The 18,325-nt window shown below is 41.0% G+C and carries 19 protein-coding genes; all 19 read left to right on the forward strand.

The annotated features are described in order from the left end of the window. Positions 1 to 273: 273 nt before the first annotated feature. The 19 genes from rpoB to rplN all read left to right on the forward strand — a co-directional run bounded on the left by rpoB (position 274) and on the right by rplN (position 18,306). On the forward strand, positions 274 to 3,807 hold the full coding sequence (rpoB, locus tag B5P40_RS25320; protein WP_002113316.1) for a DNA-directed RNA polymerase subunit beta: 3,534 nt from the start codon (positions 274 to 276) through the stop codon (positions 3,805 to 3,807). Between the two features lie 37 nt (positions 3,808 to 3,844). Then, a complete protein-coding gene (gene rpoC, locus B5P40_RS25325) occupies positions 3,845 to 7,456 on the forward strand; it encodes a DNA-directed RNA polymerase subunit beta' (protein WP_002009783.1) in 3,612 nt (1,203 codons plus the stop codon). Positions 7,457 to 7,569: 113 nt separating this feature from the next. Next, a complete protein-coding gene (locus B5P40_RS25330; RefSeq protein ID WP_000121833.1) occupies positions 7,570 to 7,818 on the forward strand; it encodes a 50S ribosomal protein L7ae-like protein in 249 nt (82 codons plus the stop codon). Positions 7,819 to 7,932: 114 nt separating this feature from the next. After that, entirely contained in the window at positions 7,933 to 8,355 is a 423-nt protein-coding gene (gene rpsL / locus B5P40_RS25335; protein WP_001142341.1) for a 30S ribosomal protein S12, read from the forward strand. A gap of 29 nt (positions 8,356 to 8,384) precedes the next feature. Next, a complete protein-coding gene (rpsG, locus tag B5P40_RS25340) occupies positions 8,385 to 8,855 on the forward strand; it encodes a 30S ribosomal protein S7 (RefSeq protein WP_001137492.1) in 471 nt (156 codons plus the stop codon). A gap of 206 nt (positions 8,856 to 9,061) precedes the next feature. Next, positions 9,062 to 11,140 carry an elongation factor G gene (gene fusA, locus B5P40_RS25345; RefSeq protein WP_002113318.1) on the forward strand — a complete coding sequence of 693 codons (2,079 nt, stop codon included), beginning with the start codon at positions 9,062 to 9,064 and terminating at the stop codon, positions 11,138 to 11,140. 117 nt (positions 11,141 to 11,257) lie between these two features. Continuing rightward, the gene (gene tuf / locus B5P40_RS25350) at positions 11,258 to 12,448 is read left to right on the forward strand and encodes an elongation factor Tu (protein WP_002009778.1); all 1,191 of its coding nucleotides are present in this window, start codon (positions 11,258 to 11,260) and stop codon (positions 12,446 to 12,448) included. A gap of 401 nt (positions 12,449 to 12,849) precedes the next feature. Continuing rightward, positions 12,850 to 13,158 carry a 30S ribosomal protein S10 gene (gene rpsJ / locus B5P40_RS25355; protein WP_001040595.1) on the forward strand — a complete coding sequence of 103 codons (309 nt, stop codon included), beginning with the start codon at positions 12,850 to 12,852 and terminating at the stop codon, positions 13,156 to 13,158. A gap of 34 nt (positions 13,159 to 13,192) precedes the next feature. After that, entirely contained in the window at positions 13,193 to 13,825 is a 633-nt protein-coding gene (rplC, locus tag B5P40_RS25360; protein WP_098886925.1) for a 50S ribosomal protein L3, read from the forward strand. Between the two features lie 25 nt (positions 13,826 to 13,850). Further along, positions 13,851 to 14,474: a 50S ribosomal protein L4 gene (rplD, locus tag B5P40_RS25365; protein ID WP_001127261.1), complete on the forward strand. Its 624-nt coding sequence runs from the start codon at positions 13,851 to 13,853 to the stop codon at positions 14,472 to 14,474. Then, positions 14,474 to 14,764: a 50S ribosomal protein L23 gene (gene rplW, locus B5P40_RS25370; protein ID WP_001205557.1), complete on the forward strand. Its 291-nt coding sequence runs from the start codon at positions 14,474 to 14,476 to the stop codon at positions 14,762 to 14,764. The genes rplD and rplW overlap by 1 nt, the downstream gene beginning before the upstream one ends. A 28-nt stretch (positions 14,765 to 14,792) precedes the next feature. Beyond that, positions 14,793 to 15,623 carry a 50S ribosomal protein L2 gene (gene rplB / locus B5P40_RS25375; RefSeq protein ID WP_000511584.1) on the forward strand — a complete coding sequence of 277 codons (831 nt, stop codon included), beginning with the start codon at positions 14,793 to 14,795 and terminating at the stop codon, positions 15,621 to 15,623. 60 nt (positions 15,624 to 15,683) lie between these two features. After that, the gene (gene rpsS, locus B5P40_RS25380; protein ID WP_000124452.1) at positions 15,684 to 15,962 is read left to right on the forward strand and encodes a 30S ribosomal protein S19; all 279 of its coding nucleotides are present in this window, start codon (positions 15,684 to 15,686) and stop codon (positions 15,960 to 15,962) included. 17 nt (positions 15,963 to 15,979) lie between these two features. Beyond that, the gene (gene rplV, locus B5P40_RS25385) at positions 15,980 to 16,321 is read left to right on the forward strand and encodes a 50S ribosomal protein L22 (protein WP_002009773.1); all 342 of its coding nucleotides are present in this window, start codon (positions 15,980 to 15,982) and stop codon (positions 16,319 to 16,321) included. Positions 16,322 to 16,324: 3 nt separating this feature from the next. After that, positions 16,325 to 16,984: a 30S ribosomal protein S3 gene (gene rpsC, locus B5P40_RS25390; protein WP_002009771.1), complete on the forward strand. Its 660-nt coding sequence runs from the start codon at positions 16,325 to 16,327 to the stop codon at positions 16,982 to 16,984. 1 nt (position 16,985) lies between these two features. Continuing rightward, the gene (rplP, locus tag B5P40_RS25395; RefSeq protein WP_000928969.1) at positions 16,986 to 17,420 is read left to right on the forward strand and encodes a 50S ribosomal protein L16; all 435 of its coding nucleotides are present in this window, start codon (positions 16,986 to 16,988) and stop codon (positions 17,418 to 17,420) included. After that, on the forward strand, positions 17,410 to 17,610 hold the full coding sequence (gene rpmC, locus B5P40_RS25400; protein WP_002091523.1) for a 50S ribosomal protein L29: 201 nt from the start codon (positions 17,410 to 17,412) through the stop codon (positions 17,608 to 17,610). Before rplP ends, rpmC begins: the two co-directional genes overlap by 11 nt. A gap of 20 nt (positions 17,611 to 17,630) precedes the next feature. Beyond that, entirely contained in the window at positions 17,631 to 17,894 is a 264-nt protein-coding gene (rpsQ, locus tag B5P40_RS25405; RefSeq protein ID WP_002091526.1) for a 30S ribosomal protein S17, read from the forward strand. 43 nt (positions 17,895 to 17,937) lie between these two features. Further along, entirely contained in the window at positions 17,938 to 18,306 is a 369-nt protein-coding gene (gene rplN, locus B5P40_RS25410; RefSeq protein ID WP_000615912.1) for a 50S ribosomal protein L14, read from the forward strand. Positions 18,307 to 18,325: the final 19 nt, after the last annotated feature.

Genomic DNA, 18,325 nt, shown 5'->3' on the forward strand with positions numbered 1-18,325 from the left:
TTAACATTATACAATGCCAATATATGATTTTCTGCGTTGAGAAAGATGTATATTTTTGCTTCTCTTGGAAAAGATAGTAAAATCAGCAGATTATGAAACAGAATGATGGTTTTCTTATAGAAGCCATTTTTCTTTTTTGAGCAGGTAGAAAGACTCAACGTATCTATCTTTAAGAGAAAAAAACTACGCTAATAGCAGTAGTTGTATTTATTTGTGATTTTGCACAAATTTTTTTGTGCATTTATAATACTCATGATTTGAGGGGTGAAGCAGTTGACAGGTCAACTAGTTCAATACGGACGCCACCGCCAACGAAGAAGTTATGCCCGTATTAGTGAAGTATTAGAGTTACCAAATCTTATCGAAATTCAAACCTCTTCTTATCAGTGGTTTCTTGATGAGGGTTTGCGAGAAATGTTCCAAGACATTTCTCCGATCGAAGACTTTACGGGAAATCTATCGCTTGAATTTATCGACTACAGCTTGGGTGAACCTAAATACTCTGTAGAAGAATGCAAAGAGCGTGATGTGACGTATGCAGCACCACTTCGTGTAAAAGTGCGTCTAATCAACAAGGAAACTGGTGAAGTAAAAGAACAAGATGTGTTCATGGGAGATTTCCCACTCATGACAGAGACTGGAACATTCGTAATTAACGGTGCAGAACGTGTTATCGTTTCCCAGTTAGTTCGCTCTCCAAGCGTATACTATAGTGGCAAAGTGGATAAAAACGGAAAACGTGGTTTTACTGCTACTGTAATTCCAAACCGCGGAGCTTGGTTAGAGTATGAAACAGATGCTAAGGATGTTGTATATGTGCGTATTGACCGTACGCGTAAACTTCCTGTAACTGTTTTGTTACGCGCATTAGGGTTTGGCTCTGATCAAGAAATCACCGAGCTTTTAGGTGATAACGAATACTTAAGCAATACGTTAGAAAAAGACAACACAGATAGCACAGAGAAAGCATTGCTTGAAATTTATGAGCGTCTACGCCCTGGTGAACCACCAACAGTAGAAAATGCAAAGAGCTTACTTGTGTCTCGTTTCTTTGATCCGAAGCGCTACGATTTAGCAAATGTAGGTCGCTATAAGATCAACAAAAAGCTACACATTAAAAACAGATTGTTTAACCAACGTTTAGCTGAAACACTGGTGGATCCAGAAACTGGTGAAATTTTAGCGGCAGAAGGAACAGTCTTAGATCGTCGTACACTGGATCGCATTCTACCTTACTTAGAGAAAAACATTGGATTCAAAACAGCGAAACCAATGGGTGGAGTGGTAGCAGGCGATGTTGAGCTGCAATCTATTAAGATTTATGCTCCAGAATCAGAAGGCGAACGATCTATAAACGTAATTGGGAATGCAAATATTACTCGTGATATAAAACACATCACACCAGGTGATATTCTTGCTTCTATTAGCTACTTCTTTAACTTGTTATATAAAGTAGGGGATACAGATGATATTGACCACTTAGGAAATCGTCGTCTGCGTTCTGTAGGAGAGTTACTACAAAACCAATTCCGTATCGGTCTTTCTCGTATGGAACGTGTTGTTCGTGAGAGAATGTCGATTCAAGATACAAATGCAATTACACCACAAGCGTTAATTAACATTCGCCCGGTTATTGCATCTATTAAAGAGTTCTTCGGAAGTTCTCAGTTATCTCAGTTCATGGATCAAACAAACCCATTAGCAGAGTTAACTCACAAACGAAGACTATCTGCATTAGGACCCGGTGGTTTAACGCGTGAGCGCGCAGGCTTTGAAGTACGTGACGTTCACTACTCTCACTATGGTCGTATGTGTCCAATTGAAACGCCAGAGGGACCAAACATCGGTTTGATTAACTCATTATCTTCGTTTGCGAAAGTAAATGAGTTTGGTTTCATTGAAACGCCATACCGTCGTGTTGACCCAGAAACTGGTCTTGTAACAGGGCAGGTTGATTATTTAACAGCAGATGAAGAAGATAACTATGTTGTAGCCCAAGCGAATATGAAATTATCTGAAGTAGGGGAATTCCTTGATGAAGATATCGTAGCTCGTTTCCGTGGTGAAAACATTGTCACAAATAAAGAACGCATCGACTACATGGATGTATCTCCAAAACAAGTAGTGTCGGCAGCGACAGCTTGTATTCCGTTCTTAGAAAACGATGACTCTAACCGCGCACTTATGGGAGCGAACATGCAACGTCAGGCGGTTCCGTTAATAAATCCGGAATCTCCGATTGTAGGTACAGGTATGGAGTACGTATCAGCAAAAGACTCAGGTGCTGCAGTAATCTGTAAACAGCCTGGTGTTGTTGAGCGCGTAGAAGCACGTGAAGTTTGGGTACGTCGCTATGTAGACGTTGACGGTCAAACAGTAAAAGGCGACTTAGATCGCTACAAAATGCAAAAATTCATTCGTTCTAACCAAGGAACTTGCTACAACCAACGTCCAATCGTAAGTGTTGGAGACCAAGTTGTAAAAGGTGAAATCCTTGCGGATGGTCCTTCTATGGAACTAGGTGAACTGGCGCTTGGACGTAACGTGCTTGTTGGCTTTATGACATGGGACGGTTATAACTATGAGGATGCGATCATCATGAGTGAGCGCCTTGTAAAAGATGATGTGTACACTTCTATCCATATTGAAGAATATGAATCAGAAGCTCGTGATACGAAGCTTGGACCAGAAGAAATTACACGTGATATCCCGAATGTTGGAGAAGATGCACTTCGTAATCTTGACGAGCGCGGTATTATTCGCGTCGGTGCTGAAGTAAAAGATGGAGATCTACTTGTTGGTAAAGTAACGCCAAAAGGTGTAACAGAATTAACGGCAGAAGAACGTCTATTACATGCAATCTTCGGTGAAAAAGCACGTGAAGTACGTGATACATCACTACGTGTACCACACGGTGGTGGCGGTATTATCTTAGACGTAAAAGTGTTTAACCGTGAAGATGGCGATGAATTGCCACCAGGCGTGAATCAACTTGTACGTGCATATATCGTTCAAAAGCGTAAAATTTCTGAAGGTGACAAAATGGCCGGTCGTCATGGTAACAAAGGTGTTATCTCCCGTATTTTACCGGAAGAAGATATGCCTTACTTACCAGATGGTACGCCAATCGATATCATGTTAAACCCATTAGGGGTACCATCTCGTATGAATATCGGTCAGGTATTAGAGCTTCATCTTGGTATGGCAGCAAGATACCTTGGTATTCACATTGCAACACCGGTATTCGATGGTGCTCGTGAGGAAGATGTATGGGGCACAATTGAAGAAGCTGGTATGGCAAATGACGCGAAAACAATCCTGTATGACGGACGTACTGGTGAGCCATTCGATAACCGTGTATCTGTTGGTGTCATGTATATGATCAAACTTGCGCACATGGTTGACGATAAACTTCATGCTCGTTCTACTGGACCATACTCACTTGTAACGCAGCAACCTCTTGGAGGTAAAGCTCAGTTCGGTGGACAGCGTTTCGGTGAGATGGAGGTTTGGGCACTTGAAGCTTATGGTGCTGCTTATACTCTTCAAGAAATCTTAACAGTGAAGTCTGATGATGTTATTGGACGTGTTAAGACGTATGAAGCAATTGTTAAAGGTGAAAATGTTCCAGAACCAGGCGTTCCTGAATCATTCAAAGTATTGATTAAAGAACTGCAAAGTTTAGGTATGGACGTTAAAATGATGTCTATCAACGATACAGAAATTGAAATGCGTGATACGGAAGATGACGATGATCATCAATCAGCAGATAAATTGAATGTTGAAGTTGAGACAACTAAGGAATAATTGGGATAACCTGTAGACTAAAAGGGAGGTAGGCCCCTTGATAGATGTAAATAACTTTGAATATATGAAGATTGGACTTGCTTCACCTGACAAGATTCGTTCTTGGTCATACGGTGAAGTTAAGAAACCAGAAACAATTAACTATCGTACGTTAAAGCCTGAAAAAGATGGCTTGTTCTGTGAGCGTATTTTCGGACCACAAAAGGACTGGGAATGTCATTGCGGGAAATATAAACGTGTACGTTATAAAGGTGTAGTTTGTGATCGATGTGGCGTTGAAGTAACGCGTGCAAAAGTTCGTCGTGAACGTATGGGTCATATCGAATTAGCTGCTCCTGTATCTCATATTTGGTATTTCAAAGGTATCCCGAGCCGCATGGGACTTGTCTTAGACATGTCCCCTCGCGCGCTTGAAGAAGTAATTTATTTCGCTTCTTATGTTGTAACAGAAAGTGGAGATACACCACTTGATAAGAAGCAATTACTTTCTGAAAAAGAATACCGTGCATATCGTGATCGATATGGCAGTACATTCCATGCTGCTATGGGTGCAGAAGCGATTAAAAAATTACTGCAAGACATCGATTTAGATAAAGAAGTAGACTTCTTAAAAGAAGAATTAAAAACAGCACAAGGACAACGCCGTACTCGTGCTATTAAACGTCTAGAAGTATTAGAAGCATTCCGTAACTCTGGAAATCACCCATCTTGGATGATCTTAGAGGTTCTTCCAGTTATCCCACCAGAACTACGCCCAATGGTACAGTTAGATGGTGGACGTTTTGCTACTTCTGACTTAAACGACTTATATCGTCGTGTAATTAACCGTAACAACCGTTTAAAACGTCTATTGGACTTAGGTGCACCAAGCATTATCGTTCAAAACGAAAAACGTATGTTACAAGAAGCTGTAGACGCATTAATCGATAATGGTCGCCGTGGCCGTCCAGTTACTGGACCAGGTAACCGTCCATTAAAATCACTATCTCACATGCTTAAAGGTAAACAAGGACGTTTCCGTCAAAACTTATTAGGTAAACGTGTTGACTACTCTGGCCGTTCTGTAATCGTTGTAGGACCGAACTTAAAGATGTACCAATGTGGATTGCCGAAAGAAATGGCACTTGAATTGTTTAAACCTTTCGTTATGAAAGAGTTAGTTGGAAAAGGATTAGCACACAACATTAAGAGTGCTAAACGTAAAATCGAGCGTGTACACCCTGAAGTTTGGGACGTTTTAGAATCTGTGATCAAAGAGCATCCAGTACTTCTAAACCGCGCACCAACACTTCACCGTCTTGGTATCCAGGCGTTTGAACCTACACTAGTAGAAGGTCGTGCAATCCGTCTTCACCCACTTGTATGTACTGCATACAACGCGGACTTTGACGGTGACCAAATGGCGGTTCACGTTCCGTTATCATCAGAGGCACAAGCAGAAGCTCGTATCCTTATGTTAGCGGCACAAAACATCTTGAATCCAAAAGACGGAAAACCAGTTGTTACTCCATCTCAGGATATGGTATTAGGTAACTATTACTTAACACTTGAGCGCGAGGGTGCAATCGGTGAAGGTATGGTCTTCAAAGATGCAAACGAAGCAATACTTGCATACCAAAATGGATATGTACATCTGCACACACGTGTTGCAGTTGCTGCGAGTTCGGTAAATAATGTAACGTTTACTGAAGAGCAAAAGAGTAAGCTTCTATTAACAACAGTTGGTAAATTAATATTTAACGAAATCTTACCAGAGTCGTTCCCTTATATTAATGAACCAACAAACTCAAACCTTGAAAAAGAAACACCAGCGGAATATTTCGTTGAAAAAGGTGCGAACATTAAAGAAATTATTGCTAGTCGCGAAGAAGTGGCACCATTTAGCAAGAAAATCCTTGGTAATATTATTGCGGAAGTATTCAAACGTTTCCAAATTACAGAAACGTCTCGCATGCTTGACCGTATGAAAAACTTAGGATTTAAATACTCTACAAAAGCTGGTATTACAGTTGGGGTATCAGATATTCTTGTATTAGGTGAAAAAGATGAAATTCTCCATGAAGCACAAGCAAAAGTAGATAATGTAATTAAACAATTCCGTCGCGGTTTAATCACGGAAGAAGAACGTTACGATCGCGTTATCTCTATTTGGAGTAATGCAAAAGATGTTATCCAAGGAAAGCTGATGAAATCCTTGAATAAACGCAACCCAATCTTCATGATGAGTGATTCCGGTGCCCGTGGTAACGCATCGAACTTTACTCAGCTTGCTGGTATGCGTGGTCTGATGGCCAATCCATCTGGTCGTATCATTGAGCTTCCGATCAAATCGAGTTTCCGTGAAGGTTTAACAGTACTTGAGTACTTCATCTCTACGCATGGTGCGCGTAAAGGTCTTGCCGATACAGCACTTAAAACTGCCGATTCTGGTTACTTAACACGTCGTCTTGTAGACGTTGCACAAGATGTAATTGTTCGTCAAGATGATTGTGGAACAGATCGCGGTTTACTAATTGGTGCGATTAAAGAGGGTAATGAAGTTATTGAGTCACTATATGATCGTCTTGTTGGACGTTTTGCAAGAAAAACTGTAAAACATCCTGAAACAGGTGAAGTATTAGTTGTTGAAAATCAATTAATTACTGAAGATATTGCTCATATCGTTGAAAAGTCGGGTGTTGAAACTGTAAACATTCGTTCAGCGTTTACGTGTAATACTCGCCATGGTGTGTGTAAGAAGTGTTACGGTCGTAACTTAGCAACTGGTACAGACGTAGAAGTAGGAGAAGCGGTAGGTATTATCGCAGCTCAATCTATCGGTGAGCCAGGTACACAGTTAACGATGCGTACGTTCCATACAGGTGGGGTTGCCGGGGATGATATCACACAAGGTTTACCTCGTATCCAAGAGATCTTCGAAGCTCGTAATCCGAAGGGTCAGGCAGTTATCAGTGAAATTGACGGTGTTATCGCAGCGATCAACGATGTTAAAGATCGCCAAGAAGTAGTTGTACAGGGTGAAGTTGAAGCTCGTACGTATGCTATTCCTTACGGTGCTCGTCTGAAAGTAACTCTAGGACAGCCAATTAGCCACGGTAAAGAGTTAACAGAAGGTTCTATTGATCCGAAGGAATTACTAAAAGTAACGGACATTACAGCAGTTCAAGAATACTTATTACGTGAAGTTCAAAAAGTATACCGTATGCAAGGGGTAGAAATTGGTGACAAACACGTAGAAGTAATGGTACGTCAAATGCTACGTAAAGTTCGTGTAAGTGATGCGGGTGAAACAGATGTATTACCAGGAACATTACTAGATATCCATCAGTTTACTGATGCGAATGCGAAGGTGTTACTGAAAGGTAAACAACCAGCAACGGCTAGACCAGTTCTACTTGGTATTACAAAAGCTTCACTTGAGACAGATTCGTTCTTATCTGCGGCGTCATTCCAAGAAACAACTCGTGTTCTAACAGATGCAGCAATTAAGGGTAAACGCGATGAGCTTCTAGGATTGAAAGAGAATGTTATTATCGGTAAGCTTGTTCCTGCTGGAACAGGTATGAATCGTTATCGCAAAGTGGATCTTGTAAAAACAACACAAGATAACATGAATGTAGAAAACGATGAAGTTTATGTGGAACAGTAAAATTTTCCGTCGTAAATTTTGTATAAAAACAGCTGATCCTAGTTGACATTGTATGAGACAAAATGTTACTATAATCAAGGTTGCTCCTGAATGATGCTTTGGAGGATATTTAAATGTCTTATCAAAAAGTGTCAAATGCTGAAAATGTAGTCGTTGGTCATAAACGAACATTGGAAGCAATCAAAAATGGTATAGTTAAAGAAGTTGTTATTGCGGAAGATGCTGATGTGCGGTTAACCCATGTTATCATTCGTACTGCCTTGCAACATAACATACCCATAACCAAAGTTGAATCAGTTCGTAAGCTTGGAAAAGTTTCGGGGATTCAAGTGGGAGCTTCAGCAATAGGAATAATAAGTTAAAACTGTTTTTGTGAGGAGAGAGCATTTGCTCTTCCTTGCAAAAACTTTGTTTTCAACTAATAATGAACCACCTGGATATGTGGTCATACAAACATGCGAAGGGAGGATAATCAAATGCCTACTATTAACCAATTAGTGAGAAATGGTCGTACTGATAAAGTATGGAAGTCTAAATCACCTGCGTTAAACAAAGGTTTTAATTCTTTAAAGAAAAAATCAACTGATATCTCTGCACCTCAAAAACGTGGTGTGTGTACTCGTGTTGGTACAATGACTCCGAAGAAACCGAACTCAGCGTTACGTAAATACGCTCGTGTACGTTTAACAAACGGTATTGAAGTTACAGCTTACATCCCAGGTATCGGTCATAACCTACAAGAGCATAGCGTAGTATTAATTCGCGGTGGTCGAGTAAAGGATTTACCAGGGGTACGTTACCACATCGTTCGTGGTGCGCTTGATACAGCTGGTGTTGACAAACGTATGCAAGGACGTTCTAAATATGGTACTAAGCGACCAAAACCTGCTAAAAAATAATAAACTTATAATGAAAGGAGGAACTCAATATGCCTCGTAAAGGACCTGTTGCGAAACGTGACGTGTTACCAGATCCAATGTACAATTCTAAACTTGTAACACGCCTAATCAACAAAATGATGGTTGACGGTAAAAAAGGTAAATCTCAAACAATTCTTTATAACGCTTTCGATATCGTTCGTGAACGTTCAGATAAAGAACCAATGGAAGTATTCGAGCAAGCTCTTAAGAACATCATGCCTGTTCTTGAAGTACGCGCTCGTCGTGTTGGTGGTGCTAACTACCAAGTTCCAGTTGAGGTTCGTCCAGAACGCCGTACAACTTTAGGTCTTCGCTGGTTAGTAAACTATGCTCGTCTTCGTGGTGAAAAAACTATGGAAGAGCGTCTAGCTTACGAAATCTTAGATGCAGCTAACAACGCTGGTGCATCTGTTAAGAAACGTGAAGACACTCATAAAATGGCAGAAGCTAACAAAGCATTTGCTCATTACCGTTGGTAGGATTCAACGTAAAATAAATGTAAGCATAAACCGCTTTATTTGTCGCTTATGGAAGTGTGGAGAGGGAGAATGCCTCTCCCTTTCGTTGGGCGCTCGTTTTACATAATGAGGGTACTGGACACTGGCATATGTAACAATATAAAGTGGCTTTTTTGCTACTTAAAATAAAATAATCCAATCCATATATGGAAGGAGCAAGACACCAAATGACTAGAGAGTTCTCTTTAGAAAACACTCGTAATATTGGTATCATGGCTCACATCGATGCTGGTAAAACAACAGCAACTGAGCGTATTCTGTATTACACAGGACGTATTCATAAAATCGGTGAAACTCATGAAGGTGCATCTCAGATGGACTGGATGGAGCAAGAGCAAGAACGTGGTATCACAATTACTTCTGCTGCAACTACAGCACAATGGAAAGGTCACCGTGTAAATATCATTGACACTCCAGGACACGTAGATTTCACAGTAGAAGTAGAACGTTCTTTACGCGTACTTGATGGCGCAGTAGCAGTACTTGATGCACAATCTGGTGTAGAACCACAAACAGAAACTGTTTGGCGTCAGGCTACTACTTATGGTGTACCTCGTATCGTATTCGTTAACAAAATGGATAAGATTGGTGCAGATTTCTTATACTCTGTAGGAACAATCCACGATCGTTTACAAGCAAACGCACATCCAATTCAGTTACCAATCGGTGCTGAAGATGAGTTCAATGGTATCATTGACCTTGTTGAAGAGTGTGCTTACATGTACGCTAACGATTTAGGAACAGACATCGAGCGTGTCGAAATTCCTGAAGAGCATAAAGAATTAGCTGAAGAATACCGTGGAAAACTTATTGAAGCGGTAGCTGAGCTTGATGAAGAAATGATGATGAAGTACCTAGAAGGTGAAGAAATCACTGTAGAAGAGCTTAAAGCTGGTATCCGTAAGGCTACAACTTCTGTAGAATTCTTCCCAGTAATCTGTGGTTCTGCATTCAAAAATAAAGGTGTTCAAATTCTGTTAGACGCAGTTATCGACTACCTACCATCTCCATTAGATGTACCTGCTATTAAAGGTACTCTTCCGGATACAGATGAAGCTATCGAGCGTAAGTCTAGCGATGAAGAACCATTCGCAGCTTTAGCATTCAAAATCATGACTGATCCTTATGTTGGTAAGTTAACGTTCTTCCGTGTGTACTCTGGTGTGTTAAACTCTGGATCATACGTGAAAAACTCAACTAAAGGTAAGCGTGAGCGTGTAGGTCGTATCCTACAAATGCACGCTAACAGCCGTGAAGAGATTTCAACAGTTTACGCTGGTGATATCGCTGCTGCTGTAGGTTTAAAAGATACTACTACTGGTGATACTCTTTGTGACGAGAAGAGCCTTGTTATCCTTGAGTCTATGGAATTCCCAGAACCAGTTATCTCTGTAGCTATCGAACCAAAATCTAAAGCTGACCAAGATAAAATGGGTACAGCATTATCTAAGCTTTCTGAAGAAGATCCAACATTCCGTGCTCACACTGACCAAGAAACTGGCCAAACAATCATCGCTGGTATGGGTGAACTTCACCTTGATATCATCGTTGACCGTATGCGCCGTGAATTCAAAGTGGAAGCAAACGTTGGTGCTCCTCAGGTAGCATACCGTGAGACTTTCCGCGCTGCTGCGAAAGTTGAAGGTAAGTTCGCTCGTCAATCTGGTGGTCGTGGACAATTCGGTCACGTTTGGATTGAGTTTGAACCTAATGAAGAAGGTAAAGGTTTTGAATTCCAAAACAAAATCGTCGGCGGTGTAGTTCCACGTGAATACATCCCAGCTGTTGGAGCGGGTCTTGAAGACTCACTTAAAAATGGTGTACTAGCTGGTTATCCACTAGTTGACATCAAAGCTGCGTTAGTTGACGGATCTTACCATGATGTCGATTCATCTGAGATGGCGTTCAAAATCGCTGCATCTATGGCGCTTAAAGCTGCGGTTTCTAAATGTAGCCCAGTAATTCTTGAGCCAATGATGAAAGTTGAAGTTGTAATTCCTGAAGAGTACATGGGTGACATTATGGGCGACGTAACATCTCGTCGTGGACGTGTAGAAGGTATGGAAGCTCGCGGTAACGCTCAAGTTGTTCGCGCTATGGTTCCACTTTCTGAAATGTTCGGTTATGCAACGGCATTACGTTCTAACACTCAAGGACGCGGAACATTCTCAATGACATTTGATCATTATGAAGAAGTACCGAAGTCTGTTTCTGAAGAAATTATTAAAAAAAATAAAGGTGAATAATTGATTTTTATCGATTGTTCAAGTATAACTACTTATGTAAGCTTAGAAAGTGAGACGCAAGTTTCACTTTCTAGTCTAAATATAAAATAACCCATATAAACTAAGGAGGAATTTAGAATGGCTAAAGCTAAATTCGAACGTTCTAAACCCCATGTTAACATCGGTACAATCGGCCACGTTGACCATGGTAAAACTACATTAACTGCTGCGATCACTACAGTTCTTGCAAAAGCTGGTGGTGCTGAAGCACGCGGATACGATCAAATCGACGCTGCTCCAGAAGAAAGAGAGCGCGGAATCACAATCTCAACTGCACACGTTGAGTACGAAACTGAAACTCGTCACTATGCACACGTTGACTGCCCAGGTCATGCTGACTATGTTAAAAACATGATCACTGGTGCTGCTCAAATGGACGGCGGTATCTTAGTAGTATCTGCTGCTGATGGTCCAATGCCTCAAACACGTGAGCACATCCTTCTTTCTCGTCAAGTAGGTGTTCCTTACATCGTTGTATTCTTAAACAAATGCGACATGGTAGATGACGAAGAATTATTAGAATTAGTAGAAATGGAAGTTCGCGACCTATTATCTGAATACGGATTCCCAGGCGACGATATTCCTGTAATTAAAGGTTCTGCTCTTAAAGCTCTTCAAGGAGAAGCTGAGTGGGAAGAAAAAATCATCGAATTAATGACTGAAGTTGATGCTTACATCCCAACTCCAGAACGTGAAACTGACAAACCATTCTTAATGCCTATCGAGGATGTATTCTCTATCACAGGTCGTGGTACAGTTGCAACTGGTCGTGTTGAGCGTGGAATCGTTAAAGTTGGTGACGTAGTAGAAATCATCGGTCTTGCTGAAGAGAATGCTACTACAACTGTAACTGGTGTAGAAATGTTCCGTAAGCTTCTTGACCAAGCTCAAGCTGGAGACAACATCGGTGCTCTACTTCGTGGGGTTGCTCGTGAAGACATCCAACGTGGACAAGTTCTTGCTAAAACTGGCTCTGTAAAAGCACACGCTAAATTCAAAGCTGAGGTTTTCGTATTATCTAAAGAAGAAGGTGGACGTCATACTCCATTCTTCGCTAACTACCGTCCACAGTTCTACTTCCGTACAACTGACGTAACTGGTATCATCCAATTACCAGAAGGTACTGAAATGGTAATGCCTGGTGACAACATCGAAATGACTATCGAACTTATCGCTCCAATCGCTATCGAAGAGGGAACTAAATTCTCTATTCGTGAAGGTGGACGTACAGTAGGTTACGGTGTAGTTGCTACAATCGTTGCTGAGTAGTCTTTAATTAGATTATTAAAAACTCAAGGGATTCTCCCTTGAGTTTTTTTTATTGCTTATTACTATAGAAGAAAGAGATGTATTTTCTATTTTTGGATGAGTTTCTTCTATAGTATATAAAACGAAAACAACACCCAAAAACTGTAAGTTGAATAAGAGTAGATGAAAACTTGATATTCTTTAAAGTGCCATGTATAATAGCAAAAGTAGAGAAAAGCAGATGCGAACAAAAATATGCTTGCATCTAGACGAATAACATTGTATAATAGACAATGTTGGTCTTTGACTGCGATGAAGTGGAAGGTTGCTGACACACCCGGCCGCTTTGCCATGGCATGGTGTGGGGAAATTTCCATGGAGAAGGTCTATTTTAGAAATAGGCGAACGAAGGAGGGAAAATAATGGCAAAAGAAAAAATTCGTATCCGTTTAAAAGCTTATGATCACCGTATTCTTGATCAATCAGCTGAGAAAATTGTAGAAACAGCTAAGCGTTCTGGGGCAACAGTTTCTGGTCCGATCCCATTACCAACTGAGAAGACTATTTACACAATTCTTCGTGCTGTTCATAAGTACAAAGATTCTCGTGAACAATTCGAAATGCGCACACACAAACGTCTAATCGACATCGTGAGTCCTACTCCGCAAACAGTAGATTCATTAATGCGTTTAGATTTACCATCTGGTGTAGATATCGAAATCAAACTATAATTCATATAACTTAAAAATGTAGGAGGTGTAACTCATGACCAAAGGAATCTTAGGAAGAAAGATCGGTATGACTCAAGTATTTGCTGAGAACGGTGAGTTAATCCCAGTAACGGTAATCGCTGCTAATCCAAACGTTGTTCTTCAAAAGAAAACAACTGAAACTGATGGCTACAACGCAATTCAGTTAGGATTTGAAGATAAACGTGAAAAGTTAACTAACAAACCTGAACAAGGCCACACTGCTAAAGCATCTACAACTCCTAAGCGCTTCATTCGCGAAATCCGCGATGCAGACGTGGACGGATTAGAGGTTGGTCAAGAGGTAAAAGTTGAAGTTTTCGCTGTAGGTGAAATCGTTGACGTAACAGGAATTTCTAAAGGTAAAGGTTTCCAAGGTGTTATTAAACGCCACGGACAATCTCGCGGACCTATGTCTCATGGTTCTCGCTATCACCGTCGTCCAGGTTCAATGGGGCCAGTTGCTCCGAACCGTGTATTCAAAGGCAAAAAACTTGCTGGACGTATGGGTGGAGACCAAGTTACTATCCAAAACTTAGAAATCGTTCAAGTTGACACTGAGCGCAACTTATTACTAGTAAAAGGTAACGTTCCAGGTGCTAAGAAATCTCTTGTAGTTGTTCAAGGCGCTGTGAAGGTTAGCAAATAATTCACAATAGGAAGGAGGAATTCCAATGCCAAAAGTTACTGTATATAACCAAACTGGTTCACAGGTTGGTGAAATCGAATTAGCTGAAGCTATTTTCGGTATCGAACCAAATGAAGCTGTACTATTTGAAGCTGTAATGATGCAACGTGCATCTTTACGTCAAGGTACACACAAAGTAAAAACTCGCTCTGAAGTTCGTGGTGGTGGTCGTAAACCATGGCGTCAAAAAGGAACTGGACGTGCTCGTCAAGGTTCTATCCGCTCTCCTCAATGGCGTGGTGGTGGTACGGTATTCGGACCTACACCAAGAAGCTATGCGTACAAACTTCCTAAGAAAGTTCGTCGTTTAGCAATCAAATCTGCATTAGCTACTAAAGTAGTTGAGAACAACATTGTAGTTCTTGAGGACCTAGTGTTAAATGCACCAAAAACAAAAGACATGGTAGCAGTACTTAAAGGATTAACTGTTGAGAAGAAAGCTCTTATCGTAACTGCTGATGCAAACGAATCTGTAGAGTTATCTGCTCGCAATATCCCTGGAGTAACAGTAATCACTGCTGATGGCGTAAACGTGCTAGATGTGCTTCATCATGATAAGCTAATCATGACAAAAGCGGCAGTGGAAAAAGTAGAGGAGGTGCTTGCATAATGAGAGATCCTCGTGATATCATTAAGCGCCCAGTTATCACTGAACGTTCTATGGAAATGATGGCTGAAAAAAAATACACGTTCGACGTGGACGTTAAATCTAATAAAACAGAGGTTAAAGACGCTATAGAAGCGATCTTTGGTGTTAATGTAGACAAAGTAAATATCATGAACTACAAGCCGAAAGCAAAACGTGTTGGTCGTCACGCTGGTTTTACTAGCCGTCGTCGTAAAGCAATCGTTAAGCTAACTGCTGACAGCAAAGAAATCGAAATCTTCCAAGGCGTTTAATTCTTACTAAAGAAGGAGGGAAATTGAGATGGGAATTAAAAAGTATAATCCAACTACTAACGGTCGTCGTAACATGACTACGAATGATTTCGCTGAAATCACGACTGACAGACCAGAAAAGTCTTTACTTGCTCCTTTAAGCAAAAAGGCTGGTCGTAATAACCAAGGTAAAATTACTGTACGTCATCAAGGTGGCGGACATAAGCGTCAATACCGTATCATCGACTTTAAGCGTAACAAAGATGGAATTCCAGGACGCGTTGCTACGATCGAATACGATCCAAACCGCTCTGCGAATATCGCATTAATTAACTACGTTGACGGTGAAAAACGTTACATTCTTGCTCCTAAAACTTTAGAAGTAGGTATGGAAGTTATGTCTGGCCCTGAAGCTGACATTAAAATCGGTAACGCATTACCATTAATCAACATTCCAGTAGGTACTGTTGTTCATAATATCGAGCTTAAGCCTGGTCGTGGAGGACAATTAGTCCGTTCTGCTGGTACGTCTGCTCAAGTACTTGGTAAAGAAGGAAAATACGTACTTGTACGTTTAACTTCTGGTGAAGTACGTTTAGTATTATCTGCTTGTCGCGCTTCAATCGGTCAAGTTGGTAACGAACAACACGAACTTATCAAAATCGGTAAAGCAGGTCGCTCTCGCTGGTTAGGTAAGCGCCCAACAGTTCGTGGTTCTGTAATGAACCCGGTTGATCACCCACACGGTGGTGGTGAAGGACGCTCTCCAATCGGACGTAAGTCTCCAATGTCTCCATGGGGTAAACCAACTCTTGGATTCAAGACTCGTAAGAAAAACAAAGCGTCTGATAAATTTATCGTTCGTCGTCGTAAAAAATAATGGGATTGTAGTACGGTTCATTTCAAGAACCGTACGCCAATCACGAAGGGAGGCACCAAAATGGCTCGTAGCTTAAAAAAAGGACCATTTGTCGATGATCACTTAATGAACAAAATGGAAAAATTAGTTGCATCTGAGCAAAAACAAGTTGTTAAAACTTGGTCTCGCCGTTCAACAATCTTCCCTCAGTTCATCGGACATACAATTGCTGTATATGATGGTCGTAAACACGTACCTGTGTACATCACTGAGGATATGGTTGGCCATAAGTTAGGTGAATTCGCACCAACTCGTACGTATAAAGGTCACCTTGCTGACGATAAGAAAACTAGAAGATAATGAGAGGAGGCACTTCAATGCAAGCTAAAGCAGTAGTGAGAACAGTTCGTATTGCTCCTCGTAAGGTTCGTTTAGTAGTAGACTTAATCCGAGGTAAGCAAGTGGGTGAAGCGATTGCTATCCTTAACCACACACCAAAAACTGCTTCTCCAGTTGTAGAAAAAGTTTTAAAATCTGCAATCGCAAATGCAGAGCACAATTATGAGATGGATATTAACAACCTAGTTGTTGAAAAAGTCTTCGTTGACGAAGGTCCAACGTTGAAACGTTTCCGTCCACGTGCAATGGGTCGTGCAAGCCAAATTAACAAACGCACAAGCCACATCACAGTTGTGGTATCAGAAAAGAAGGAGGGATAATCGATGGGTCAGAAGGTTAATCCAATTGGTCTTCGTGTCGGTATTATCCGCGACTGGGAATCTCGTTGGTTCGCTGAGAAAGATTATGCTACGTTATTACATGAAGACATCAAAATCCGTGAGTACATTACTGTACGCTTAAAAGATTCTGCTGTTGCTAAAGTAGAAATCGAACGTGCAGCAAATCGTGTAAATGTTACAATTCACACTGCAAAACCTGGTATGGTAATTGGTAAAGGTGGTACTGAAGTTGAAGCACTTCGTAAAGCTCTTAACCAATTAACAGGCAAGCGTGTACACATTAACATTTTAGAAGTTAAGAGAGCTGATCTTAACGCTAAATTAGTGGGCGAAAACATCGCTCGTCAATTAGAAAACCGTGTATCATTCCGTCGTGCACAAAAGCAAGTTATTCAACGTGCTATGCGTGCAGGAGCAAAAGGTATTAAAACACAGGTTTCTGGTCGTCTTGGCGGGGCTGATATCGCTCGTGCAGAATCTTACAGTGAAGGAACTGTTCCACTTCATACACTTCGCGCTGATATTGACTATGCAGCAGTTGAAGCTGATACAACATACGGTAAATTAGGCGTAAAAGTATGGATCTACCGTGGAGAAGTCCTTCCTACAAAAAAGAAAGCTTCTGAGGAAGGAGGAAAATAATATGTTAATGCCAAAACGCGTAAAATATCGTAGAGAGCATCGTGGTAAAATGCGTGGTCGTGCAAAAGGTGGAACTGAAATTGCTTTCGGTGAATTCGGTTTACAAGCACAAGCTGCTTCATGGATTACAAACCGTCAAATCGAAGCTGCTCGTCGTGCAATGACTCGTTACATGAAACGTGGCGGTAAAGTATGGATTAAAATTTTCCCTTCTAAACCTTACACTGCAAAACCTCTAGAAGTACGTATGGGTTCCGGTAAAGGGGCACCAGAAGGCTGGGTAGCAGTAGTAAAACCTGGGAAAATTATGTTTGAAATCGCGGGTGTATCTGAAGAGGTAGCACGCGAAGCATTACGTCTTGCAGCTCACAAACTACCTGTGAAATGTAAGTTCGTAAAACGTGAAGAAAATGGTGGTGAATCTAATGAAAACTAATGATATTCGTGAATTAACCACTGCCGAAATCGAAACAAAAGTTAAAGCTTTAAAGGAAGAATTGTTCAATCTTCGCTTCCAACTTGCTACAGGACAATTAGAGAATCCAACTCGCATCCGTGAAGTGCGTAAAGCGATTGCTCGTATGAAAACTGTAGTTTGTGAAAGAGAGATCGGAATTAATCGATAAATTGAGGGGAGGTTTGCATAGTGAGCGAACGTAACCAACGCAAAGTTTATACTGGTCGTGTTGTGTCTGATAAAATGGACAAAACGATTACAGTTTTAGTTGAAACTTACAAAACTCATTCCTTGTACGGAAAACGTGTTAAGTATTCTAAAAAGTACAAAGCCCATGATGAGCAAAACCAAGCAAAACTTGGCGATATCGTTAAAATCATGGAAACTCGCCCGCTTTCTGCTACTAAGCGTTTCCGTTTAGTTGAAATCGTTGAAGAAGCGGTTGTTATCTAAATAGACGAATCGGAATTTTTAGTCCGAAGGGAGGTTTCATAACATGATCCAACAAGAATCTCGTTTGAAAGTTGCTGACAACTCTGGTGCACGTGAACTTTTAACAATTAAAGTATTAGGCGGCTCTGGTCGTAAATATGCTAATATTGGTGATATTATCGTTGCTACGGTAAAACAAGCAACACCAGGTGGCGTTGTTAAAAAAGGTGACGTTGTTAAGGCAGTAGTGGTACGTACGAAGAGCGGAGCTCGTCGTCCGGACGGTTCTTATATTAAATTTGATGAAAACGCAGCGGTTATCATCAAAGACGATAAGAGCCCACGTGGTACTCGTATCTTCGGACCAGTAGCTCGTGAATTACGTGATAGCAACTTCATGAAGATCGTTTCTTTAGCTCCAGAAGTTCTATAATTTAAGGTATTGCCTTGCT

It is taken from the genome of Bacillus sp. SRB_8, assembly GCF_003264205.1.
Lineage (GTDB): Bacteria > Bacillota > Bacilli > Bacillales > Bacillaceae_G > Bacillus_A > Bacillus_A mycoides.

What these genes read in the sequence shown, in the direction of transcription:
- B5P40_RS25330 (WP_000121833.1), top strand. Translation starts at nt 7,570, where the DNA reads ATGTCTTATCAAAAAGTGTCAAATGCTGAAAATGTAGTCGTTGGTCAT.
- rpsL (WP_001142341.1), top strand. Translation starts at nt 7,933, where the DNA reads ATGCCTACTATTAACCAATTAGTGAGAAATGGTCGTACTGATAAAGTA.
- rpsG (WP_001137492.1), top strand. Translation starts at nt 8,385, where the DNA reads ATGCCTCGTAAAGGACCTGTTGCGAAACGTGACGTGTTACCAGATCCA.
- fusA (WP_002113318.1), top strand. Translation starts at nt 9,062, where the DNA reads ATGACTAGAGAGTTCTCTTTAGAAAACACTCGTAATATTGGTATCATG.
- tuf (WP_002009778.1), top strand. Translation starts at nt 11,258, where the DNA reads ATGGCTAAAGCTAAATTCGAACGTTCTAAACCCCATGTTAACATCGGT.
- rpsJ (WP_001040595.1), top strand. Translation starts at nt 12,850, where the DNA reads ATGGCAAAAGAAAAAATTCGTATCCGTTTAAAAGCTTATGATCACCGT.
- rplC (WP_098886925.1), top strand. Translation starts at nt 13,193, where the DNA reads ATGACCAAAGGAATCTTAGGAAGAAAGATCGGTATGACTCAAGTATTT.
- rplD (WP_001127261.1), top strand. Translation starts at nt 13,851, where the DNA reads ATGCCAAAAGTTACTGTATATAACCAAACTGGTTCACAGGTTGGTGAA.
- rplW (WP_001205557.1), top strand. Translation starts at nt 14,474, where the DNA reads ATGAGAGATCCTCGTGATATCATTAAGCGCCCAGTTATCACTGAACGT.
- rplB (WP_000511584.1), top strand. Translation starts at nt 14,793, where the DNA reads ATGGGAATTAAAAAGTATAATCCAACTACTAACGGTCGTCGTAACATG.
- rpsS (WP_000124452.1), top strand. Translation starts at nt 15,684, where the DNA reads ATGGCTCGTAGCTTAAAAAAAGGACCATTTGTCGATGATCACTTAATG.
- rplV (WP_002009773.1), top strand. Translation starts at nt 15,980, where the DNA reads ATGCAAGCTAAAGCAGTAGTGAGAACAGTTCGTATTGCTCCTCGTAAG.
- rpsC (WP_002009771.1), top strand. Translation starts at nt 16,325, where the DNA reads ATGGGTCAGAAGGTTAATCCAATTGGTCTTCGTGTCGGTATTATCCGC.
- rplP (WP_000928969.1), top strand. Translation starts at nt 16,986, where the DNA reads ATGTTAATGCCAAAACGCGTAAAATATCGTAGAGAGCATCGTGGTAAA.
- rpmC (WP_002091523.1), top strand. Translation starts at nt 17,410, where the DNA reads ATGAAAACTAATGATATTCGTGAATTAACCACTGCCGAAATCGAAACA.
- rplN (WP_000615912.1), top strand. Translation starts at nt 17,938, where the DNA reads ATGATCCAACAAGAATCTCGTTTGAAAGTTGCTGACAACTCTGGTGCA.